Raw genomic sequence first — 22,787 nt, 5'->3', positions numbered from 1 at the left:
AACAAACCTACATTATTTTTTTTACTATAGCTAATGCGCACAGGTAACCTGCCCACTGTCGGTATAACGTAAAATCTGGTTTGATTGTTACGTATCCCCTAAATTTGTGCGTTTAAAGCAAGCGAACATGAGTGGCATTAATACGGCAGCGTTATTTACATTGGAGGAGCAGGATATGGAAGCGGCAGCCCTGGAGCTGTTCCAATACCAGTACAGGGAGAATACCCTTTACCGGGCTTATACGGACGCCCTGCGCAGACGGCCGTCGGATGTACGCTCATTGGAACAGATCCCTTTTCTGCCTATCCAGTTCTTTAAAACGCATACCGTCACCTGTGGCAACTTCACGCCGGAACTGATCTTTGAAAGCAGTGGCACTACCCAGACCATCAACAGCCGTCACCTGGTAAAGGAGGCCGCTCTCTACGAGCGCAGTTTCCTGGCAGGATTTGAACGCTCATACGGCCCTGTTTCCGACTTTGTGATACTGGGATTGTTGCCTTCCTACCTGGAACGTCAGCATTCCTCCCTGGTATACATGGTGCAGGATATGGTGAAAAGAAGCGGGCACGCAGCCAGCGGTTTCTATCTTTATGAGCATGATAAATTGGCAGACCGGCTACGGGAACTGGAAGCAAGCGGACAGAAAACCCTGCTGATCGGTGTTACTTTCGGTTTGCTGGATTTCGCAGAGCATCATTCCCTGCAACTGAAAAATACCATTGTGATGGAGACAGGGGGGATGAAAGGCCGTCGTGAGGAATGGACCCGGCAGGAGGTGCATACTTTTCTTAGAGAAAAATTAGGTTGCGAACATATTCACGCAGAGTACGGAATGACGGAATTATTATCCCAGGCGTATTCCTATGGGAATGGATTGTTTACAACACCGCCATGGATGAAAGTGTTGGTAAGGGATGAAAATGATCCTTTTCAATTGTCAACAGCCAATGCTTCAGGGGTGATCAATGTAGTAGATCTCGCCAATGTTTATTCCTGTGCGTTCATAGCCACGGAAGATATCGGGCGGCTGCATGAAGAGGGGCGTTTTGAAGTGTTGGGAAGGTTGGATAATTCGGCCTTGAGAGGGTGTAGTTTGATGGTGAGTTAAGAGGATAAAAATCACTTTGAGAATTTTTTATTTAATCAATTCACTGAACGGGATATTTACTCAAATAGTCTGATTTTACATCCTCGCCTTCTTCAACAATTCTTCCATTCTCTCCGGATGCCCGCTCATGTCCATCAACTCCGCCATGTACGGAAAACTAAAATGATCCATACCAAATTTCTTCATCAGGTAAGAATCCAGTGCTTCAATATGTTGTGGCTGTTCTAAAAAACTACGCAGGAAATATAGAAAAAGCTGTTGTTCTTTTTCTATCAGCAGTGTCAATGCGATCTTCTCTTTTAATGGATTTCCCCCTTGTTGTTTAAACAGCTGTAAAGCCTTTGTGAACTGGTGCCCGGTCAGCTCTTCATGATAGGCGGGCAGGAAGTCGAGGCAGAAATATTCCACGGCAAAATCATCCATAATACCTGCACTAAGCTGATCTTCTTCAATGGTATACCAGGTAGCCCAATCGAGTAGTTCCTGTATAGTGATCTCTTCTTTCAGCAGCGCTTCAAGGTGATGGATAAGGCCTTTACGGGTAGGAACAGTGCCGGAAGTGTGTTGAATACTATCTACGATGTCTGCATAAAAAGCTTCATTCATCTGGTGTGCAGCAGCAGTAAGCAGCTGGCTGACCTCGTTTTGGGAAGAAGGAGGAAGTAAGTCCGCAGTTTCCGCAAGTATTTCGGGCTTTGTTTTATGACCCTGAAGATATGCTTTTATCAAGGCGATGAAATAGGTTGAAGTGATATAAGGCAACTTGTCCTTCATACTTACAGGTTTTTTCTTTTGTTGACTAATAACAGCCGTTCAATGTGGGCTGTATTAGCAGAGTTCGGGCATAGGTGTGTAAACAATCTGTTTACTACAATTTACCACTAAAATCCGGGAAAAATAGTTAAACGGACAGAAATGATCAATCTGGTGTTAAATTTTAAGAGATTTTTCACATATGAAAAATGCTGAGTACTATAGCTGCGCCTGCTCCTGCTGGCATGGTTTTGGCGCATTTAAGAGTGTGAGAGTATTTTATTTTTAATCATCAAAAACGTAGCGTTATGACAGTCAGGGATAGATCGATCGGTAGTACCGGTCTGGAACAGGGAGGTCCAAATCTGGGGAATGACTATAGTCGTGATATTACCCGTGAAAAGACCGCAGATGATACAATTAAAGTGATCTTGCCAAAAGATAAAAGACATCCGGCTAAAAAAGATAAAAACAAGCGCGGAACCAAAAGGGCGCAACAATGAAAACAGGTGACAATGGGTTAAACTATGATCTGCTTGTTCCATAAAAAAGGGATAGTTTAAACATGCACAAACAAGTCATCTGTACTTAATAAAGGCATAGAAAGTTCTATGCCTTTATTCGTGCGGTAGAGGGCGCTACTTTATTGAGTATTAATTTACTAGATGTAATAAAAATCTATAGATAGCGTTATATTAATGAAAAACATATTGTATCTTTAGCGTATTGTATCTTTTATTGAAACCGAAAATACAAATACTAGCAAGCCAATTTAATTAACGGGGGATCCCCGATGTCCTCCTCACCATACCTGTGAATTAAATCAGACACTAAGCTGTGCTGGCTACTCGAGTCCATTGGATTTGCTAATCACAAGAAACAGAAAGACGATTTATTGACCGAACGACCTAACTATTAAGTCCTATGTTGCTAACTATCGAGGCCGCCCACACACGGCTAAGGGAAATGCCATGTTGTTATCTCACATATTCTGCTGTAAGGATATGTGTATTACTAATGATCCTGTTGACATGCTCTTTTATATTCAATGTAGCATTTGCGCAGAATCTTACTTTACAGAATTCTTCACTTGAGGGTAAACCCGGAGTGAAAGTTGCACCACCGGGGTGGCGCGTGGCTGACAATACGCCTGACATATTACCAGGTGTCTATGGGGTCCACAAAGTTGCCAAAGCGGGTAAGACCTTTATTGGTCTTCAGGCTGGCCCTGTCTACAGGGAAGGAATAGAGCAGGAGCTGTCCTCTCCACTAAAAAAGGAGCGGATCTATAACCTGTCCTTTGATCTGGCCTTCAGTAAGATCTATGGCCATGAGCATTGCTATGGCAACCTCGCAATTTTCGGTGGCGATACACCCGGTGATACATCGGAGTTGTTATGGGTGTCTGGTAGTTTTACGGACACGATGTGGCATAGATGGACAGCAGAAATCAAGCCCCGTGCATCACATAAATTCATCTCCTTTTATGCTTATCCGGAGGAAAAATGCGCTTTAAACAGTTATGGAGTGGTGGTGTTCATGGATAATCTGTCAACTATCCGGCAGATCCTGAGAACAGAACTGACAGCTACTGCTTCCTGTAACAATACTTCCACTGGTAGTGTAAGCGTAAATGTGACAGGAGGCGCGGCGCCTTATACATATCTATGGACGCCGGGTAATTATCGAACGCCGCAGGTATCTAATCTGCCGGGAGGGCTTTACGAAGTACAGGTGACTTCCGCAGATGGCGTTACCGCAAAGGGTGCTGTGACAGTGGGGGAGTCCGACCTGGTTACCAGTACAGACCTTACATTATCTAATTGTGCAGGTGATAATAAAAACGCGATATCATTAAACATCACAGGCGGCGTACCACCGTATGACCTGTCTGTAAATGGTATTGAAAGAGAGGGAAACAAGTTTGATAACCTGGTACCTGGTAACTACGTATTCATTGTAAAAGATAAACAGGTATGTTCAGATACACTCGACGTCCTTATAAAAGAGCCGGATCCGCTGGTCATCAAACAGGTGGATATATCGCCCTGCAGCTGTAGCGAAGTGAGTGACGGCAGTATCAGGTGGGTAGTGGAAGGAGGAACACGGCCTTATAAGTATCGTGTAGACGGAGATATGTGGCAGCCGGATAGTTTGCACTCCAATTTGAAAACGGGTAGTTACCGTTACGAAATAGAAGACGCCAAAGGATGTGGTGAAACAGGAACAGCATCTGTTACCTCCCCCTGGCAGAATTGCCTCGTTGTGATGCCATCTGCATTTAGTCCAAATGGGGATGGGAATAATGATCTTTTCCGTCCGAAAGTGTATGATGCGGTGACGAATTATCAGCTGAAGATATTTAATCGCTGGGGAAGCCTTGTGTTTCAGACAAATGATCCTAAGCGGGGATGGGATGGTTATTATAGCGGCATGCCGCAGAGTTCACAGGCATTTGTTTATGTGTGTTCATTTAATACCAGCCGGAATGAACTGAAGGAGTACAGGGGAACGGTGATGCTCGTGAAATAAAACCATTGTCGTAATTATTAATATTGTCGGGATTATTATGTTATCATGGTTATCACGACTATCGTTTGTCGTTTGTCATGGTTATCACGATTGTCACGATTGTCACGTTATCATGATTTCATCATCCCGGGTTATCATCCGGGTCTACAAACACGAGACTCCTTCATTAGCCTGGTGCAGATGTAAGGTGTGTTCAGGATTTTAATGCGGAGAAGTTTAACTCATGAATTATTAACTCATGACTGCTGATTCCTTTTCAATGCCTTTTTTATTTGTTCATGCAGATGTGCAAATACAAAAGGTTTGATGAGGTATCCTGCTGCACCTTTTTGCATGGCAGTTTCTATTTCATCATCTTCTTTTTTTGCGCTGGTAATGAGTACGGGTATTTTGCAGAGTAAGGTGTGTTCATGGAAATGATCCAGCAATTCGTAACCGTTAATAACAGGCATATAAATATCACTGATCACGAGATCTGGCAGGTGCCGGATGGCCATTGCGATACCTTCCTCCCCATTCCTGGCGGTAATAACGGCATAGTCGTGCAGTTCTAGCAGACTTTTAAGTGTATCCAGAAGACCGGCTTTGTCTTCAATCAAAAGAATTCTGGCGTTCATGTCTATATTTTACTGGCAGGTATCAGGGTACCTGAAAACCAGTGTAAAAACCGTGCCTTTATTGGGCTCGCTGCTCACGGCAATATCTCCGTCGTTGGCTGTAACAAATGTTTTTACAATAGTAAGACCTAATCCGGTACCGGCAATATCTTTTGTATTACTTCCCCTGTAATAGGGCTGGAACAAATGAGGCAGATCTTCTGCAGGTATACCTATGCCATCGTCGGTAACAGTGATAACGAGCGCTTTGTCCTCGTAGGACAGGTGAACGACCGGTGCGTTTTGACGGGAAAATTTGAAGGCATTGCTGACAAGATTTGAAAAAATTCTGGTCAGTTGACCAGAATTGGCCAGTATTTTGCAGGGCGTACCGGACACATTGATCTGCAATGTTCTATTGTCATCTGTGAATGAACGGAATTGCTCCTTTAAAGGCAATAACTGTTCTTCTACGTAGAGTAGTTCTTTCTTTGCCTCAAAGCTGCCGGATAGTATGTTGTTGATAGTCAGCATTTCGTCAAGCATACTATTCAGGGAAAAGATCTCTGAAGTGATCCTGGACAGCTGTTGTTCGTAAAATGGATTCATATAACGATCTATCCGGAGCTTGGTGGAAAGTAAATCAACGATAGATGTAATGGTGGTCAGCGGTGTCTTAAATTCATGGGCAGTAATAGCTATTACATTACTGGCATTATTCAGTAATGAGCTGCTCTCTGAAGTATGCGTGGAGTCCATTGTTCTAACTTTTAATGATTGGCGGCTTATTTATCTCCAATTAATTGAAGGACAACATGTAGAGAAACACCACATGTGTTGATTACACGATTCACTGCCAATTGAAAGGCAAAATACTTAATAAAGGAGTAATTATCTAGTGAGTATTTAATTTTAAAATGTATTTTTACCTTAGCATTGAAATGGTTGTGAATTTTCAGAAAAAGTTAACCGAAAGATCATATATAAAATAGTGTTATAAAATAGAGGGGACTGAGAGTGAACATGGCTTTATCTTTATTGTTTTCATATTCAAGGAGTTATGAATTTGCCTTATAAATTCTCGTTTTTGGAACTATTTTTGCATCGTTAAGTAACTTTAATATGCCATATTTTTTTATTGAACCGATTATGAACCTTGCTAACTTTTTACCCCTATGATCAATATTGGAATTATAGAAGACAATTATTTCCAGTTGAACAATTACAAGGAGTTTTTAGAGGATTTTCAAGAGTGTAAGGTCGTATTTGCTTGTAAGTCAATGGAGGAGTTCAGAGCCCTCCCATTCAAAGAGACAGAGGTAAACGTAATATTACTGGACATTTCATTACCGGGGGAATCAGGCATACAGGGTATGCAGGAATTAAAAAGGGTTTACCCTGAGGCCAAACTTATTGTATTGTCGGGGCACGATGGTAAGCACTTTGTAATTGAATCGATCCGCCAGGGAGCGAATGGTTATATTATTAAGACCAGCCGTTTGATGGAGATCTACCATTCAATTATGGACGCTGTTAGCGAAGGAGGAACTCTTTCTCCCAAAGCAGCCCATTTACTCATTAATTATATTGCCAAGGACCCCCTTGAGGATATAAAACACAAGCTTACTAAAAGAGAGTATGAGTTGCTCGCCCTGTTAAAGGAAGGCTACTCATATAAGGAGATGGCAGAGAAGCTTTTTGTGACTGTTTTCACTGTGAACCAACATCTGAAGAAAATTTACCAGAAACTTAATGTTGCCACAAAATCAGAATTAATTTCGAAGATCTGGTCAAATAGTTTGTATTCTTTCTTTTTAATTACGAATTCTTGGATTTTTTTTCAAATGCTTTCGTTTAAAGATATGACGCTATTTTTGTGACAGAGTATACTATAATCAGTAGGCACGTTCGTGTTATATGGGCGTTTTTTACTGTATTGAGTAGTAGTGGTGACGACCTCTATAAGCTAATATTGTAGTACGGAAAGCGCGGAAGAAAAACCTTTAAATATTTAAAACGGTAAGATGATTCTAAAGAAGGATTATTTGCGTCGTATCTTTGTTATTCCGGTCCTTATCTGCTGTTTCTTTACATCTTGTGTCAGTACACAGAAATCAGTGTATTTTAAAAATCTTCCTGATACTGTTATTGCCCCCGTGAAAGGAAATTTTGAGCCGGTAATTCAAAAAAATGACGTGTTACAAATTGTTGTGAGTAGCATGAACCCCGAGGATGTTGTTGTATTTAACACCCCAAGTATGGCATCCACCGGAGCTGTGGGAGGTGGTCCTCAGGCAACAGGCTATCTGGTTAATGAACAGGGATTTATTGAGTATCCGGTGCTTGGTCAAGTAAAAGCTGCCGGACTTACAAAAGAGCAACTTACTACATATCTGCGAGATGAGTTGAACAACAGGAAACTCATGAGAGATCCGGTGGTAAGTGTCAGATTCCTCAATTACCGGGTAACAGTTCTTGGCGAAGTAAGCCGCCCTGGCGTTTTCGCCATCAATAACGAAAGAATGTCGATAATGGAAGCATTGGGCGTGGCTGGCGATATTACTATCTACGGTAAAAAAGACAATGTACTGTTAATCAGAGAGGTAGACGGTCAAAGAACAGTCAAACGCCTCAATCTGAACAATGATGATATTTTTTCATCTCCTTATTATTACCTGCAGTCTAATGATGTAGTGTATGTTGAACCAACTAAAGCAAGAGTAGCTAATGCAAGTGGCAACCGCCAGACGATTTCAATTATTCTGAGCAGTATTTCACTGTTTGTAATTATTCTGGACCGGTTGATATTGAACTAAGCTGATGTTATTCCAATAATTCATCCTACAAACTTGTGTTGAGAGCTATGCAACAGAAAGTAATAAATACGCGCACAAAACGAGAGGACCACACGGGCCTCCTGGAAATGATCAGGCATAAATATCAGCCTTACTGGCCTTTATTTGTGATTGCGTCTATAATTTCTTTCTCCATAGCATATGTTTATCTGAAATATGCTACTCCGCTCTATAAGATATCTTCTTCATTATTGATAAAGGAAGATGCCAGGGCTGTGGAAAGCTCTATCATAGAAATGATGGACCCCCTGGGATCAGGAAAGAAAATAGAAAACGAAATTGAAATACTGAAGTCCCGTACAATTGCTAAGGCTGTTGTAAGGAACCTTAACCTGTATGGAGAGATCTTCGAAAGAGGTACTATCAGGGATGTGTCTATGTATAAAAGAGCCCCTGTACAGATCACCTTTCTCGACCCTGATCAGATCAATCCTATGGAGGGTGTTATACTGGACCTGAAGTATGATTATAATGGCCGTAAGCTTACCATGGGTGACAAAACATATCCCCTGAATGATACGGTTACTACTACCCGCTGGGGACGTATATTAATAAAAGCCACTCCCGGTTTTAACCCGGCGAGCCTGCGTGATAAACAACTCTATATACGCATTGCAGGTGAAAAAGCATTGGCAGGAGTATTCCTTGGTAATGTCAAGATTGCAGCTGCCAATAAACAGTCAAACGTACTGAGACTGGAATATGTTGACGCTGTTCCGCAGAAAGGCATGGATATGCTGAATGAACTGATGAGGACATATGATGCAGAATCTATTGAGGACAAGAACAAGACGGCGTCAAAGACAATGTCATTTGTGGAAGAGAGGTTACGTATCATTACTGCAGAACTGAACCAGGTGGAAGGTCAGATCGAACGTTATAAAACAGATGAAGGAATTGTTGATATCGGCGAGCAGAGTAAACTGTTCCTGGCATCCGTAAAGGATAATGACGCCAAACTGAGTGAAGCCGATATGCAATTGTCGACACTGGAATCTGTTGAACAGTATGTAAGAAATAAACAATCCGAAGATAATGTGGTACCTGCTACGATCGGTATTGCAGACCAGACATTACTGACATTGCTGGGCAGGTTGCAGGATATTGAATTACAGCAGGAAAAACTGCGTAAGACTACCGGTGAGAACAGTCCGGCGCTGGAAAGCCTGAGTGCCCAGGAAGAGCGGCTGAGACCCGCTATCATGGACAATATCCGCAGCTTACGCGCCAACCTGGAAGCAGGAAGAACGAAGCTGGCTGCTCAGAATACCCGCTTTCTGGCAATGCTGAAAGGTGTGCCTAATAAAGAAAGAACATTGCTGGAAGTAAGCAGGCAACAGGTTATCAAAAACAATATTTACACTTTCCTGCTTGAAAAACGTGAAGAGACAGCATTACAATATGCTGCTGCTATCTCCGACAGCCGTATCGTTGATCTGGCTGAAGCAGATACCTTCCCTTTCAGCCCGAAAAAATCTATGGTGATGGCACTGGCTATCATAGCCGGTCTGGCCGCTGTAGCAGGCTTCATAGCAGTGAAAGATATGATGAACCATAAAGTAATGTTCCGCGCAGATATCGAAAAAGGTACTTCTGCACCGATCATTGCCGAGATCATGTTCGACAAGAGTGGTGGTATTGCCATCACTGAAGGAAGACGTACCCCTGTTGCAGAACAGTTCAGGGCACTCCGTACTACCTTGTCTTATATCGGGATCAATGGAGATAATAAAACCATCCTGGTCACCTCTTCCATTTCAGGTGAAGGAAAGAGCTTTGTTGCAGTAAACCTGGGACTGAGCCTTTCACTGACCAAGAAGAAAGTAGTGTTGCTTGAGTTTGACCTCCGTAAACCGAAAGTAAGTAAGATCCTGAATGTGCCACATCACCCGGGTATCAGTAATTACCTGGCCGGCCATTCTTCACTTAACGATATTTTAAAGCAGCCAATAGAGAATAACGAATACATGTACCTGCTGTCTGCAGGTGTGATACCACCAAATCCAACCGAGTTGATTTTGAATGGCAGACTTGAACATCTGCTGGCCACTTTAAGGGCTTCTTTTGACTATATCATTATTGACACAGCTCCGGTAGGACCTGTTACTGACGCACGTTTGCTGGCGCCATACGCTGACGCTACGCTGTATGTGGTACGTCATGAAAGGACACCGAAGTTCAATCTGAAAATGATAGAAGATCTGTATGAACAAGGGGATCTCGGCAAGTTGAATATTGTATTCAATGGCCTGAAAATGCGTGGAGTGCCTGGTTACGCATATGGTTATGGCGGAGGCTATGGCTATGGCAGCGGGCAGGGATACGGGTATGGGTACACAGACGACCAGAAAAATGGCGCTGTTAAAAAGGGACGTTTTACAAAAATTTTCAAATAAACAGAATGTATTCCGCCGGTCCACCAAACTGACGGAACTCATTGAAAACTATTACTATTGAAAACTACTCATGTGACTGAGGAGGCGAAGCTATGCCAATTTTCTTCCTCCTCGCTTCCCGCCTTTGTACTTTCCACCTTATCTGATAAACAGTCATGCTTTATTAACTTTTAAATCCTCTGAAATGGAACAGAAGACACACACATGGTATGCAGTCTACACTAAACCAAGATGGGAGAAAAAAGTGGCGGATGCACTTGTTCGTAAACAGGTCGAAACGTACTGTCCACTGAACAGGGTAACGCATCAGTGGAGCGACAGAAAGAAGATCGTAGAAGAGCCCCTTTTTAAATCGTATGTGTTTGTGCGTATCCCCGAAGACAAAAAGACACTCGTGCGCGAAACGAGTGGTATCGTAAACTTCGTTTACTGGCTGGGTAAACCTGCCAGTATTCCTGATCATGAGATTGATCTGATCAAACGTTTCCTGCGTGAATATCAGGACGTGGAAGTTGAACGTTTCCCGATCCACGAGGATGATCTGATCCGCATCACCGCAGGTCCTTTGATGCATCAGCATGGAAGGGTAGTGGAAACAGGCAAGAATACTGTTAAAGCTGTATTGTACAGCATGGGATTCTCGCTGATCGCTACCGTGAAAACAAGTGACCTGATGGTGCTCAGTAATGACAGTAAAGAATATGCCGGCGCCAGGAAATTCGGCGTTGGAAATCCTATTTAAAATATTAACGCTGAACACTATGCTACACGTATTATTATGTGGAGGGTCAGGAACCCGTCTCTGGCCGCTATCCAATAAACAGACGCCAAAGCAACTGCTGCCGTTATTTGACGGACAGAGCTTATTACAGCTCACATGGGTGCGTAACAGCATTTTCTGTGAAAGTGTAATGGCTGTCGTGAATGAACAGCAGTCTGAAATGGTGTCCAAACAACTGGGAGAAGCAGGTGCTCAGCATGTACAGATGATGGAGGAGCCGGTGGGTCGTAATACCGCTGCTGCTATTGCATTGGCGGCATTCTCCGCAACACCTGAAACTATTCTGCTTATTACACCGGCAGACCATCTCATAGGTACGCCTGACCTCTACGAAGAAACGGTAAAGAAAGCTGCGGAACTGGCTGCAGAAGGACATCTGGTAACGATCGGACTGCAACCGGCATATCCTGAAACGGGATATGGTTATATCCAGTATTCGGGCTATGATGTAGTGCGTTTCACAGAAAAACCAAATGCAGTTACTGCTGAAGCCATGCTGAAAAGCGGCGACTACCTGTGGAACAGTGGTATCTTCTGCGGTAAGGCTGGTGTATTATTACAGCAATTGCTGGAATATGCACCGGAGATCTATGCAGCAGCATCAGAAGCAGCGCTTATCTGGAAAGAGACCGGATCTATTCCGCTGGCGGCAATGGAAGCCATCCCATCAGACAGTATAGACTATGCCGTGCTGGAGAAAAGCAATATTGTAAAGGTAGTGCCCAGCGCTATGCAATGGAGCGATGTAGGTGGTTATGAAGCACTGGCGGAAGCCCTCGCAAGTCATTACCGCTATAGTAATCACCAGGCAGTATTTATAGAGAGTGATCCTGTGAATAGCATGGTAATAGGAAAAGATAAACTGGTAGCATTGGTGGGCGTTGAAAATGTGGTGGTAGTAAATACACCGGAAGTGCTGCTGATCTTACAGAAAGGAAAGGGACAGGAAGTAAAACAACTGCATCAGTGGGTAAAGGAGAACAGGCCTGAACTGCTATAAACAATATTCAACCGTATGCAACTTAACGATAAGATCTATATAGCCGGTCACCGTGGTATGGTGGGCGGCGCCATCAGCAGAAGACTGAAGACACTGGGATATGAGAACCTGGTAACGAGAGGATCGGCAGAACTGGACCTGCGTTCGCAGGCTGATGTGAATGAATTTTTCAGCAAAGAGAAACCGGATTATGTGTTCCTGGCTGCTGCCAAAGTAGGCGGCATCCATGCTAATAATACTTATCGTGCAGAATTTCTGTACGATAACCTCATGATGGAAACCAACATCATCCATGCTGCCTGGAAACATGGCGTTAAAAAGCTAATGTTTCTTGGCAGTTCTTGTATTTATCCTAAAATGGCCCCCCAGCCATTGCAGGAAAGCAGTCTGCTGACAGGCCCTCTGGAGCCAACCAACGAACCTTATGCTATTGCCAAGATAGCGGGTATCAAATTATGTGAAGCATACCGCGACCAGTATGGTTGTAACTATATCAGTGTGATGCCGACTAACCTTTATGGTATCGGCGATAATTACCACCCTGAAAATTCACATGTACTGCCGGCATTGATCCGCCGCTTCCATGAAGCGAAGGAAGCCAAAGCGCCCAGTGTGACTGTATGGGGGAGTGGTACGCCAAAACGTGAATTCCTTTTTGCAGACGACCTGGCAGCTGCCTGTGTATTCCTGATGCTGCATTATGATGAAAAGGAACTGGTGAACATTGGTACAGGGGAAGACCTGAGCATACGTGAACTGGCAGAGACTGTGAAAGAAGTAGTATGTTATGAAGGCGATATCGTTTTTGATACTTCCAAACCCGATGGCACGCCCCGGAAACTGATGGATGTGTCAAAGCTGCATAAACTTGGATGGAAGCATAGCGTGGAGCTGAAAGAAGGACTGGTACAGGCTTATGCCGATTTCCTTCATAAGCAGCACATGGTTGCATTATAAACAACATTTTAAAACAGCGTCTCAATCTTATATACATGAAAGCAATTGTAATTGGAACTGGATATGTAGGGCTGGTTACCGGCGCCTGTCTTGCTGAAGTAGGTACTCAGGTGGTTTGTGTGGATGTTAATGCGGAAAAGATTAATAATCTTCAGAAAGGCATTTTACCTATTTATGAACCGGGTCTCGAAGAGATCGTTACCCGTAACTATAACAATGGCCGTCTCTCTTTCAGCACCAAACTTGCTGAAGTAATTCCAGGTGCAGATATCGCCTTCATTGCGGTAGGTACGCCTCCGGGTGAAGATGGCAGCGCCGATCTGCAATATGTATTGCAGGTAGCGAAAGAGATCGGTACATATATGACCGATTACCTGGTAGTGGTAACAAAGAGTACCGTACCGGTGGGCACTGCTGTAAAGGTGAACAGGGAGATCAAACAGGCAATGCTGAACAGAAATGCACTGATTGATTATGATGTGGCATCTAACCCTGAGTTCCTGAAAGAGGGCGCTGCTGTACAGGACTTCCTGAAACCTGACCGTATCGTGGTAGGTGTGAATACAGACAGGGCGAAAGAAATGCTGGAGCGTCTGTATCATCCTTTCCTGCTGAACGGCCGTCCTATCATCTTCATGGACATCGCTTCTGCAGAAATGACCAAGTATGCGGCAAACGCAATGCTGGCAACAAAAATTTCCTTCATCAATGATATTGCCAACCTGTGTGAACTGGTAGGCGCTGACGTGAATAAAGTGCGTAAAGGCATCGGTAGCGACGCCAGGATCGGTAATTCCTTTATCTACCCTGGTATTGGTTATGGCGGTTCCTGCTTCCCGAAAGATGTAAAAGCACTGGTGCAGACAGGTAAGGAGTATGGCCACGGATTACGTATCCTGGAGGCTGTGGAAGCCGTGAACAATGATCAGAAGAAAGTATTGTTCGCTAAGATCAACAGGCACTTCGACGGTATGCTGAAAGGCAAGACCTTCGCAGTATGGGGCCTGTCCTTCAAGCCTGCCACAGACGATATGCGTGAAGCATCCAGCCTGGTAGCGATAGAAGCCCTGCTGGAAGCCGGCGCTAGTGTACAGGTGTTCGATCCTGTAGCGATGCATGAAGCGAAGAAAACACTGGGTGATACCGTTAAATGGTGTAATGACATGTACGCTGCTGCCGAAGGTGCAGACGCGGTACTGCTGGTAACAGAATGGAATGAATTCCGTCTGCCTGACTGGACACGTGTAAAACAATTATTGAAAGCTCCTGTTGTATTTGACGGCAGGAATATATATGATAACACATATCTTGAGAAGAACGGTTTCACCTGCTACAGCATTGGCATATCTCAGCCTGCAGTAAGCGTGCTCTCCGGAAGTTAATCATATTCCCCACTTATCTTAATTAAATTTTTTTTTTGTATGAAAGTTGCTTTAATCACCGGTGTAAATGGACAGGACGGTGCATACCTGTCAGAATTGCTGCTCGAAAAGGGGTATATGGTGCATGGTGTAAAACGTCGTGCCTCACTGTTGAATACTGACAGGATCGATCACCTCTATCAGGATCCTCATAGCGAAAATGTACGTTTCAAACTGCATTACGGCGATATGACCGACAGTACTAACCTGATCCGCATCATACAGGAAACACAGCCTGACGAGATCTATAATCTCGCAGCGATGAGCCATGTAAAAGTGAGTTTTGATACACCGGAATATACCGCTAATGCGGATGGTATAGGCACCCTGCGTATACTGGAAGCATTACGTATTTTAAAGCTGGAGAAAAAGACAAGGGTATACCAGGCAAGTACTTCAGAACTGTATGGCCTGGTGCAGGAAGTACCACAGAAAGAAACCACTCCTTTCTATCCGCGTAGTCCTTATGCTGTAGCGAAATTATATGCATACTGGATCACGGTGAATTACAGGGAGGCATATGGCATGTTTGCCTGCAACGGTATCCTGTTCAACCATGAAAGCCCGCTGCGTGGTGAGACTTTCGTAACCCGTAAGATCACCCGTGCTGTTGCTGCTATCGCATTGGGTTTACAGGACAAACTGTTCCTGGGTAACCTGGATGCCCGCCGCGACTGGGGACATGCAAAAGATTATGTTGAGGCGATGTGGAGGATCCTGCAACAGGATACACCGGAAGACTATGTGATCGCTACGGGCGTCACTACACCAGTACGTGAATTTGTGCGTATGGCATTTAATGAACTGGGCATTGAACTGAAATTTGAAGGCACAGGTGTGAGCGAAGTGGCTTATGTAAGCGCCTGCCGCAGCAAAGAATATATTCTGCCAATAGGCAAACAGGTATTGGCCGTAGATCCTGCTTACTTCCGTCCTACCGAGGTAGAACTGCTGATAGGCGATCCTACGAAATCAAAGACAAAATTAGGCTGGGAACCGAAGTATGATCTGCAGGAGCTGGTAAGTGAGATGGTAACCTGCGATGTAGAGTTATTCAGAAAGGACAGTAAAACACAGTGGGAACAACTGGCAGGATAAGGGCTTGCTTTGCCGAAAATGCGTTATGCGAGTAAAAGTTTTTAATCAGTTATCTAACAATCCGAAGTACACCAAAACGTTAGAATGGGTCAAACTGGTTACCATGACCGGTTTCGCCCAGGTTTTTGTACAGGGTATCAGTCTTGTGAGCGGTATCCTTGTGATACGTATGCTGGAACCCGAAGAGTACGCGTTGTATACTCTTGGTAATACCATGCTGGGTACGATGACGGTACTGGCCGACGGGGGCATCTCTACCGGGGTAATGTCGCAGGGAGGAAAGGTCTGGCTGGACCGTGTCAAATTAGGTACTGTCATGGCCACAGGAATGGACCTGAGACGGAAATTCGCTGTCGGCAGCTTACTGGTATCCGTACCGGTACTGCTGTACCTGATGCGGCACCACAATGCCAGCTGGCTGATGTCGGTGCTGATCATCCTCTCGCTCATTCCATCTTTCTTTATGGCGTTGTCGGGCACTTTGCTGCAGGTAGCGCCTAAACTGAGACAGGATATTGGCCCGCTGCAAAAGAATGCGGTCATCCTGAATGTTGGCAGGCTGTTATTACTTGCATTGACCATTTTTATTTTCCCATGGGCGTTTGTAGCTATCCTGGCTGCCGGTCTTCCGCAGATATGGGGTAACTTCAATCTCCGGAAGATCTCTGCCAGTTATGCAGACTGGCATCAGAAGCCGGATCCGGAGGTCCGCAATGAGATCCTGAAGATGGTAAGACGGTTACTGCCGATGGGTATTTATACATGTCTTTCGGGGCAGATCACCATCTGGCTGATCTCCATCTTCGGAACGACAAGGGGAGTGGCTCAACTGGGCGCGCTGGACAGGTTATCTATGGCGCTTAGCTTTATTACGATATTATTTGGTACCCTTATCTTACCGAGGTTTTCCCGGTTGCCGAATAACTCAGGTCTGTTATTACGGCGTTTCTTACAGATCCAGGCAGGGCTGCTGGTCATGAGTGCCTTCATTGTCCTGACGGTCTGGTTATTCTCCACACAGATCCTGATGATCCTTGGGCCCAATTATGCGGGGCTGACAAAAGAGGTGGTGCTGAAGATCATTATCAGTTGCCTTGGGATTATCTCTGCTTCCACTTTTTCTCTTTTTACCAGCAGAAGCTGGGCTATCAATCCATTCATTTCAATTCCTGTTAGCATTGCTTCGATAGCGCTGGGGGTTGCATTCATTGACGTCTCTTCCCTGAGAGGGGTACTGGGACTGAACATCATGATACAACTGATCCAGGTAACGATGAACGTTACTTATACGCTGATCAAGATCCGCAGGACTAACAACTCAACATTACCTACAGAAATTTAATAAGGACATTATATGAATTATTACTATCAGGTAGAAGGATTACTTCGGAACAATATCGGAGATGTACTTCAGGGAATGGTCGCAAAAGACCTGCTGCCTGAAGGCGCGAAGGTAGCTGACAGGGAAGCGCTGGCTGACCTGGCAAGTAACGAAAAAGGAATGCTGATAGCCAATGGCTGGTACATGCATTCCTTTAAGAAGTTTCCCGCACCAGATAATATCACGCCTGTATATGCTGCTGTACACATCGCTAATTCTGCCCTGCTGGCAGATGCCGGTGTAAGGGAACATTTCAGGAAACATGCACCTATCGGTTGCCGTGATACCAAAACATTACGTCTGTTACTGGGCTGGGGTATTCCTGCTTATTATTCCAGCTGCCTGACCATTACAGCGAAGGCGCGTGGCCCGGTTACACACAATCCTGATGGAGATGTGCTGCTGGTGGACAACGTAGACCATCCGGTACCTGATGCGGTATTCAATAAGCTGGAAGAATTACTGGGTAAAAAGCCGGTAAGGATCTCCCACGATCCACCAGATACATCCGGTGATATCGAGTCTTACGCAAAAGTGTCTGAAAAGCATATGGACCATTTGCTGTCGCTGTATTGCAAGGCTTCCATGGTGCTGACCACTAAGATCCACTGTGCATTGCCAGGTCTTGGCATGGGTGCGAACGTAAAGCTGATCCATCCAAATCCATCTGATCCCCGCCTGGCAACAGTAGCGGAGTTCATTGATATTATCTCTTACAAAGAGATCCTGGAAAGGAAAGACCTGAACACTTCGCCTGTCAATAAAGAGGCGTTAGAAAAGAGAAGACAATTCCTGTTGGAACTGGTGGCCGATTCAATAAAAGAAGGCGCTAATGCTGTGCAGGCATCAGGTAAGATGAAATACCGCCTGATCAGGATGAAAGCTGCGTTGATGGCAAAACTGTATCGCATGAGCGTAGTATTGTCTTACCGTGTGGGATTTGCAAAGGATAAGATTGAAAGAGTATATGGCGCAGGCTTCTGATAAAAAACGGATACTGGTCTATACCACCCAGTTAATGGAAACAGGGGGCATAGAAAGTCATCTGCAGGAGTTTTGCAGGCAGATGGCAGCAGCAGGTTATGACATAGACCTGGTGGTGCTGAATGCTGCTATGACGCGGGAAACAGAAGAATTTTACAAACATACATGCCGCTGGGTATACTTCGGAAAACATGGACGTTCCTATAAGCGTCTGTTGTGGATGTTGCAGCTGGGCATTAAACTGCGTAGCACCAGGAAGTACGATGCAGTATATACTAATGGGCAGGGGGAAAGCATCTGGTTATTTTCCCGTATGCTACCTGCCTACAATAAGTGGGTACATCATCACCATACTTCCGGCGACGCCAAAGACCAGTCTACCTGGGGAGCAAAATACAGGAAGACGTTGCAGGAGGCCAATACCATCATTGCCTGTTCCTTCAGGAATGCCGGCGATATGAAGGAGGTACTGAACCGCCAGATAGACGTTATACCAGTATTTTCCAGGAATGTGGAAGTGCCTTTTACTGAAGGCCCGGCAGGTAAATTGCGATTTGGTTATTATGGCCGCCTGATTCCTGAGAAAGGGATCGATCTGATTTGCCGGATGAGTGAAGACGCTGACCTGAAAGACATAGAGTTTCACCTCTGGGGAGAAGGAAAACAATATCCTGCAGGATATTTTGACCGTTATCCCAACATACGCTTTCATGGTCCTTTTGCAGGTGAAGCAGGATTAAAGAGGGCTATTGCGCAACTGGATGCATATCTCCTGTTGTCTACTCACCCTGAAGGACTGCCTGTGAGCCTGCTGGAGGCAATGAGTGCAGGACTTCCCTGGCTGGCAACCGACAAGGGAGGCATTCCGGACATCGCCTGCGATCCGCAGGCAACACGCGTAATACCGGCCGGTTCTTCCTATGAGGAGGCAAAAGCGGCTGTGATGGCGTTTGCAAAAGATATCAGGAGCGGTCTGGTAACAAAAACGGCCCAGAAAGAACTGTATGCGCACAGGTTCTCTGCAGCAGCACTACGTTCAGCATGGGGCGATATACTTGGATTACATAAGCAAAACTAAGATGGTCATCATATCTCATCCTACAGGCAATGCGAATGTCAGAGCTGCGGTGGCGGGGCTGGCAGATGCAGATATCCTGTCTGAGTTTCATACAGCGATTGCTTCGTTTCCCGGGAGTACCCTGGACCGCCTTGGCGGAATAGGACCGTTATCGGAGATCAGGCGTCGTGGTTTTGAAGCACGCCTGCAGCCTTTTACCAAAACCTGGCCCTGGTTTGAACTGGGCCGCCTGGTAGCGGCAAAGGCAGGGCTGAAAAGCCTGGTGAGGCATGAGAAAGGCATGTTCTCGGTAGATGCGGTGTATCATAACATGGACAGAAGGCTTACGAACCATCTGAATAAAGTGGCCCGTAAGGTGAATGCCGTATACGCCTATGAAGATGGCGCAATGTTCACTTTCCGCGAAGCAACCCGACTGGGGCTGAAATGCCTGTACGACCTGCCTATTGGCTACTGGCGTACTTCCAGGCATCTGCTGGGCATTGAAAGGGAACGCTGGCCGGAATGGAAGAATACGCTGATAGGCTTTAGCGCTTCACAGGCAAAGCTGGACAGGAAGGATGAAGAGCTGAAACTGGCTAACAGGATCTTTGTAGCCAGCAGTTTTACTGCAAAGACATTGAATGATTATCCTGGCAAGCTTGCGCCGGTAGATGTAATACCTTATGGTTTCCCCGCTGTGACCAGCAGCAGGAACTATGAAAAGATAGCAGGACGTCCGTTGAAATTATTATTCGTAGGAGGGCTGTCGCAACGTAAAGGCATCGCAGATCTTTTTGCAGCAGTAGAGCGGCTGGGAGATGCGGTAACGCTGACAGTTGTCGGAAAGAAAGTAACAGAGGATTGTCCGGCGCTGGATGCAGCCCTTGCTAAACATACCTGGATACCCAGTATGCCGCATGCGGAGATCCTCAAAACAATGAGAGCACACGATGTACTGTTGTTCCCATCGTTGTTTGAAGGTTTCGGACTGGTGATCACAGAAGCGATGTCGCAGGGCACACCGGTGATCACGACAGACCGTACAGCGGGACCGGACCTGATCACGCATGGAAAGAACGGTTGGCTGGCAGAAGCCGGATCTACTGATGCTTTATACAATGCCATAGCAGATCTGCTGGACCAGCCGGACAATATACCGGTAGCAGGGCTGGCCGCAATGGAGAAAGCCCGTAGCAGACCATGGCAGGTTTATGGACAGGAACTGGCGACAGCAATCATACATGCATAAATGACCCACTAACTATGAATAAAAGGCCAAGACTTGAATTTCTCGATGGCATAAGAGGGCTCTGCGCTCTTTACGTGGCGTTTTATCACGCGGTGTTCTTTACCGGAAACGGTATTGAGAAAACACAGTTCACCGGTGCGCTTAAGCCGCTTACCGGTCTGTTGGAATTCGGTCATTATTCCGTTGCTGTGTTCATCGTGTTATCAGGTTTTTGCCTGACTATTCCTGTAGCATTATCAGAGAACAGGGACCTGCGCGGAGGCTTCAAAACTTATATCAGAAGGCGCGCGCACAGGATATTGCCGCCTTACTATTTCGCGTTATTGCTTTCATTACTGCTGATATGGGCATTGCCCTTACTGCAAACCCCGCATGATACTGCCTGGGACTCCAAACTACCGGTGAACCTGGAAAGTATCGTAACACATCTTTTGCTGGTGCATAATATCCATACGCACTGGATCTTTAAAATAAATGGCCCGCTGTGGAGTGTGGCTACGGAATGGCAGATCTATTTCACCTTCCCGATATTATTGCTGTTATGGCGCCGTTATGGCCTGGGAGCAGCAACTGCGGCAGCTGTGATTGTGGGTGTCTTACCTGAACTGGTATTGCCTCACCGTGTCAGCTTCTGGTGGTTACATCCCTGGTACCTGGGGCTGTTTGGTATAGGAATGGCGGCGGCTATTGTTGCTTTTGATACAAAGGGTACTACAGAAAAGGTGAAACGCCTTGTTGCCAATGGCTGGATAGTGAGCGGACTCGTAGTGCTGGTAGTGGCTACACTGGCAGTAAGCAAACCATTGAAATTGTCGCTTGCCTTCACGGAAGTGATGGTAGGACTGGCAGTGAGTGCCGTGATAGCATATTATACATTGAAGGAACATGCTATGCAGGGCCGTCCTTTATTGTTACGTTTCCTGAATGGAAAGGTGGCTGTGGGGCTCGGCGCATTTTCCTATAGTATTTACCTGATCCACAGCCCTATACTGGCTGCGATCAACCTGTATACATTGAATATTCAGATGACAGATAACACACGTTTACTATTCATGCTTTTAGTAGCCGTACCGGTGTCTGTATTGTTGGCATATGTGTTTTATTTACTGGTGGAACGCCGTTTCCTGAATATGCCGCCAAAGGCAGCAGCAACGCCCGCAACACCTGTTATAAATGTTTCCGGAAATTATGAATCAGTATCCCAATAAAAGTCAGCTTGCAGCTGATCGTTTAGCTGAAATAGCCAGCCTGCGTTATCAGCAGCTCACGGCACTCAACTCGCAGAAGTTGATGCTGCGGCTGAAGCAAGGGGTATGGGCATACTTTTTACTGTTACTGTTCGAAGGTGCTTTGCGCCGCTGGATATTGCCAGGTCTGGCTACGCCCTTGCTGGTAGTACGCGACCCTGTGGCTTTGTGGCTGATCATTGTTTGTTTACAGCGGAAGATACTCCTCCCTGCATATTCACTTACGCTCATGACAATCATCGGAGTACTGGGGCTCATTGCCGCACTCACGGTAGGGCACGGGAATCCTTTCGTGGCAGCCTACGGAGCGCGCATCCTCCTGATACACTTCCCGATGATGTTTGTAATAAGGAGCATCTTTACCCGTAAGGATGTTGTACAATTAGGAAAGATCACCCTGATGATCGCCATACCGATGGCGGCGTTGATTGCAATACAGTTTTATAGTCCTCAAACGGCCTGGGTGAACAAAGGTGTGGGTGATACTGAAGCAGGCGCCGGGTTTAGCGGTGCCTTAGGGTTTTTCCGTCCGCCGGCAACATTTTCATTTACCAATGGAACTACCTTGTTCTTCAGTTTTGTGGCGCCTTTTGTCTTCTATTTCTGGCTGAGTAACGAAAAGGTCAATCGCTGGATACTGATTGGGGCCACCGGCGCCGTGCTGATGTCGATACCGCTATCTATCAGCCGTGCATTGCTTTTCCAGATTATTATCACGCTGATGTTCTGCCTGTATGCAGGCTCCAGCAATCCTAAATATGCCGGCAGAATGTTTGGAGCAGTGTTCGGCCTGCTGGTGTTAATAGCCGTTCTTAGCCAGACAAGCATTGTGGGGGGAGCCATTGAAGCATTTACGGCGCGTTTCGAAAACGCCAATGAAAGTGAAGGTGGTATGGAAGGCGTATTCCTTGACCGTTACCTGGGAGGGATGCTGGGCGCCTTCTCTGCAACCTCGGACATGCCCCTGTGGGGATATGGTATTGGAATGGGAACGAACGTAGGCGCCATGTTGCTGACAGGAGGATTTACCTTCCTGATAGCGGAAGGCGAGTGGGGAAGGGCGGTAGGTGAACTGGGACCTATTTTAGGATTAGGACTGGTATTCATACGCGTAGGGCTGGCTATCAGCCTGGGCTTTGAGTCATTCAGAAAATTACGCACAGGTGACCTGTTGCCGTGGATGTTAGTGAGCAACGGATTTCTGCTGGTGGCACAGGGCGGATGGGGACAACCTACGTCACTGGGATTTGCAACCCTGGTGGGAGGTCTTTTGATGGCATCATTGCGTGATGATGAAGAAGTAGAAAAACCGGAAACAGAAGAAGAAGAAGTGGGGGAAATGGCAGTTTAGCATATTCCACACAAT

General features: G+C 45.6%; 20 protein-coding genes. 17 read left to right on the top strand and 3 right to left on the bottom strand.

The window, feature by feature from the left end; all coding sequences use genetic code 11:
• Positions 1–127: 127 nt before the first annotated feature.
• Complete coding sequence (locus tag F3I09_RS09065; RefSeq protein WP_149694714.1) at positions 128–1,111, top strand: acyl transferase; 984 nt, start codon at positions 128–130, stop codon at positions 1,109–1,111.
• Positions 1,112–1,186: 75 nt separating this feature from the next.
• On the opposite strand, the gene F3I09_RS09060 is transcribed toward F3I09_RS09065, so the two are convergent.
• A complete protein-coding gene (locus tag F3I09_RS09060; protein ID WP_149694713.1) occupies positions 1,187–1,885 on the bottom strand; it encodes a hypothetical protein in 699 nt (232 codons plus the stop codon).
• A 287-nt stretch (positions 1,886–2,172) separates the two neighbouring features.
• On the opposite strand from F3I09_RS09060, the gene F3I09_RS09055 reads away from it, so the two are divergent.
• Positions 2,173–2,367: a hypothetical protein gene (locus tag F3I09_RS09055; protein WP_149694712.1), complete on the top strand. Its 195-nt coding sequence runs from the start codon at positions 2,173–2,175 to the stop codon at positions 2,365–2,367.
• Between the two features lie 604 nt (positions 2,368–2,971).
• Positions 2,972–4,396 carry a gliding motility-associated C-terminal domain-containing protein gene (locus F3I09_RS09050; protein ID WP_188133743.1) on the top strand — a complete coding sequence of 475 codons (1,425 nt, stop codon included), beginning with the start codon at positions 2,972–2,974 and terminating at the stop codon, positions 4,394–4,396.
• A 236-nt stretch (positions 4,397–4,632) separates the two neighbouring features.
• Here F3I09_RS09050 and F3I09_RS09045 read toward each other — a convergent pair whose 3' ends face one another.
• Positions 4,633–5,013 carry a response regulator gene (locus tag F3I09_RS09045; protein WP_149694710.1) on the bottom strand — a complete coding sequence of 127 codons (381 nt, stop codon included), beginning with the start codon at positions 5,011–5,013 and terminating at the stop codon, positions 4,633–4,635.
• Positions 5,014–5,022: 9 nt separating this feature from the next.
• A complete protein-coding gene (locus tag F3I09_RS09040; protein WP_149694709.1) occupies positions 5,023–5,751 on the bottom strand; it encodes a sensor histidine kinase KdpD in 729 nt (242 codons plus the stop codon).
• 416 nt (positions 5,752–6,167) lie between these two features.
• On the opposite strand from F3I09_RS09040, the gene F3I09_RS09035 reads away from it, so the two are divergent.
• The 14 genes from F3I09_RS09035 to F3I09_RS08970 all read left to right on the top strand — a co-directional run bounded on the left by F3I09_RS09035 (position 6,168) and on the right by F3I09_RS08970 (position 22,772).
• Positions 6,168–6,872 (top strand): response regulator transcription factor, encoded by a 705-nt coding sequence (locus tag F3I09_RS09035; protein ID WP_149694708.1) that lies wholly within the window; start codon positions 6,168–6,170, stop codon positions 6,870–6,872.
• A 144-nt stretch (positions 6,873–7,016) separates the two neighbouring features.
• Positions 7,017–7,808 carry a polysaccharide biosynthesis/export family protein gene (locus F3I09_RS09030; RefSeq protein WP_149694707.1) on the top strand — a complete coding sequence of 264 codons (792 nt, stop codon included), beginning with the start codon at positions 7,017–7,019 and terminating at the stop codon, positions 7,806–7,808.
• A gap of 47 nt (positions 7,809–7,855) precedes the next feature.
• Positions 7,856–10,243, top strand: a complete 2,388-nt coding sequence (locus tag F3I09_RS09025) for a polysaccharide biosynthesis tyrosine autokinase (RefSeq protein ID WP_149694706.1) — start codon at positions 7,856–7,858, stop codon at positions 10,241–10,243.
• A gap of 184 nt (positions 10,244–10,427) precedes the next feature.
• Positions 10,428–10,985 carry a UpxY family transcription antiterminator gene (locus tag F3I09_RS09020; RefSeq protein ID WP_149694705.1) on the top strand — a complete coding sequence of 186 codons (558 nt, stop codon included), beginning with the start codon at positions 10,428–10,430 and terminating at the stop codon, positions 10,983–10,985.
• 19 nt (positions 10,986–11,004) lie between these two features.
• Positions 11,005–12,024: a mannose-1-phosphate guanylyltransferase gene (locus F3I09_RS09015; RefSeq protein ID WP_188133742.1), complete on the top strand. Its 1,020-nt coding sequence runs from the start codon at positions 11,005–11,007 to the stop codon at positions 12,022–12,024.
• Positions 12,025–12,039: 15 nt separating this feature from the next.
• Positions 12,040–12,981 (top strand): GDP-L-fucose synthase, encoded by a 942-nt coding sequence (locus tag F3I09_RS09010; protein ID WP_149694703.1) that lies wholly within the window; start codon positions 12,040–12,042, stop codon positions 12,979–12,981.
• A gap of 35 nt (positions 12,982–13,016) precedes the next feature.
• Entirely contained in the window at positions 13,017–14,363 is a 1,347-nt protein-coding gene (locus tag F3I09_RS09005) for a UDP-glucose/GDP-mannose dehydrogenase family protein (RefSeq protein ID WP_149694702.1), read from the top strand.
• 39 nt (positions 14,364–14,402) lie between these two features.
• Positions 14,403–15,500, top strand: a complete 1,098-nt coding sequence (gene gmd, locus F3I09_RS09000) for a GDP-mannose 4,6-dehydratase (RefSeq protein WP_149694701.1) — start codon at positions 14,403–14,405, stop codon at positions 15,498–15,500.
• Between the two features lie 25 nt (positions 15,501–15,525).
• Positions 15,526–16,842, top strand: a complete 1,317-nt coding sequence (locus F3I09_RS08995; RefSeq protein ID WP_149694700.1) for a lipopolysaccharide biosynthesis protein — start codon at positions 15,526–15,528, stop codon at positions 16,840–16,842.
• 12 nt (positions 16,843–16,854) lie between these two features.
• On the top strand, positions 16,855–17,865 hold the full coding sequence (locus F3I09_RS08990) for a polysaccharide pyruvyl transferase family protein (RefSeq protein WP_149694699.1): 1,011 nt from the start codon (positions 16,855–16,857) through the stop codon (positions 17,863–17,865).
• A complete protein-coding gene (locus F3I09_RS08985) occupies positions 17,822–18,943 on the top strand; it encodes a glycosyltransferase family 4 protein (RefSeq protein ID WP_149694698.1) in 1,122 nt (373 codons plus the stop codon). Before F3I09_RS08990 ends, F3I09_RS08985 begins: the two co-directional genes overlap by 44 nt.
• Before the next feature lies 1 nt (position 18,944).
• Positions 18,945–20,174, top strand: a complete 1,230-nt coding sequence (locus F3I09_RS08980) for a glycosyltransferase family 4 protein (RefSeq protein WP_149694697.1) — start codon at positions 18,945–18,947, stop codon at positions 20,172–20,174.
• 14 nt (positions 20,175–20,188) lie between these two features.
• Positions 20,189–21,382 (top strand): acyltransferase, encoded by a 1,194-nt coding sequence (locus tag F3I09_RS08975; RefSeq protein ID WP_188133741.1) that lies wholly within the window; start codon positions 20,189–20,191, stop codon positions 21,380–21,382.
• Positions 21,363–22,772 carry a hypothetical protein gene (locus F3I09_RS08970; RefSeq protein WP_223233186.1) on the top strand — a complete coding sequence of 470 codons (1,410 nt, stop codon included), beginning with the start codon at positions 21,363–21,365 and terminating at the stop codon, positions 22,770–22,772. The genes F3I09_RS08975 and F3I09_RS08970 overlap by 20 nt, the downstream gene beginning before the upstream one ends.
• The last annotated feature ends 15 nt before the right edge of the window (positions 22,773–22,787 follow it).

Source organism: Chitinophaga sp. CF418 (assembly GCF_900142925.1).
Taxonomy (GTDB): domain Bacteria; phylum Bacteroidota; class Bacteroidia; order Chitinophagales; family Chitinophagaceae; genus Chitinophaga.
This window is presented reverse-complemented; position numbering and strand designations above follow the sequence as displayed.

Excerpts from the sequence above, each read along its gene's own strand:
- F3I09_RS08980 (WP_149694697.1), top strand. The coding sequence starts at position 18,945 with ATGGTCATCATATCTCATCCTACAGGCAATGCGAATGTCAGAGCTGCG.
- F3I09_RS09015 (WP_188133742.1), top strand. The coding sequence starts at position 11,005 with ATGCTACACGTATTATTATGTGGAGGGTCAGGAACCCGTCTCTGGCCG.
- F3I09_RS09030 (WP_149694707.1), top strand. The coding sequence starts at position 7,017 with ATGATTCTAAAGAAGGATTATTTGCGTCGTATCTTTGTTATTCCGGTC.
- F3I09_RS09005 (WP_149694702.1), top strand. The coding sequence starts at position 13,017 with ATGAAAGCAATTGTAATTGGAACTGGATATGTAGGGCTGGTTACCGGC.
- F3I09_RS09025 (WP_149694706.1), top strand. The coding sequence starts at position 7,856 with ATGCAACAGAAAGTAATAAATACGCGCACAAAACGAGAGGACCACACG.
- gmd (WP_149694701.1), top strand. The coding sequence starts at position 14,403 with ATGAAAGTTGCTTTAATCACCGGTGTAAATGGACAGGACGGTGCATAC.
- F3I09_RS09035 (WP_149694708.1), top strand. The coding sequence starts at position 6,168 with ATGATCAATATTGGAATTATAGAAGACAATTATTTCCAGTTGAACAAT.
- F3I09_RS08970 (WP_223233186.1), top strand. The coding sequence starts at position 21,363 with ATGAATCAGTATCCCAATAAAAGTCAGCTTGCAGCTGATCGTTTAGCT.
- F3I09_RS09060 (WP_149694713.1), bottom strand. The coding sequence starts at position 1,885 with ATGAAGGACAAGTTGCCTTATATCACTTCAACCTATTTCATCGCCTTG.
- F3I09_RS08995 (WP_149694700.1), top strand. The coding sequence starts at position 15,526 with ATGCGAGTAAAAGTTTTTAATCAGTTATCTAACAATCCGAAGTACACC.
- F3I09_RS08975 (WP_188133741.1), top strand. The coding sequence starts at position 20,189 with ATGAATAAAAGGCCAAGACTTGAATTTCTCGATGGCATAAGAGGGCTC.
- F3I09_RS09040 (WP_149694709.1), bottom strand. The coding sequence starts at position 5,751 with ATGGACTCCACGCATACTTCAGAGAGCAGCTCATTACTGAATAATGCC.
- F3I09_RS09045 (WP_149694710.1), bottom strand. The coding sequence starts at position 5,013 with ATGAACGCCAGAATTCTTTTGATTGAAGACAAAGCCGGTCTTCTGGAT.
- F3I09_RS09010 (WP_149694703.1), top strand. The coding sequence starts at position 12,040 with ATGCAACTTAACGATAAGATCTATATAGCCGGTCACCGTGGTATGGTG.
- F3I09_RS09065 (WP_149694714.1), top strand. The coding sequence starts at position 128 with ATGAGTGGCATTAATACGGCAGCGTTATTTACATTGGAGGAGCAGGAT.
- F3I09_RS09020 (WP_149694705.1), top strand. The coding sequence starts at position 10,428 with ATGGAACAGAAGACACACACATGGTATGCAGTCTACACTAAACCAAGA.
- F3I09_RS09055 (WP_149694712.1), top strand. The coding sequence starts at position 2,173 with ATGACAGTCAGGGATAGATCGATCGGTAGTACCGGTCTGGAACAGGGA.
- F3I09_RS08990 (WP_149694699.1), top strand. The coding sequence starts at position 16,855 with ATGAATTATTACTATCAGGTAGAAGGATTACTTCGGAACAATATCGGA.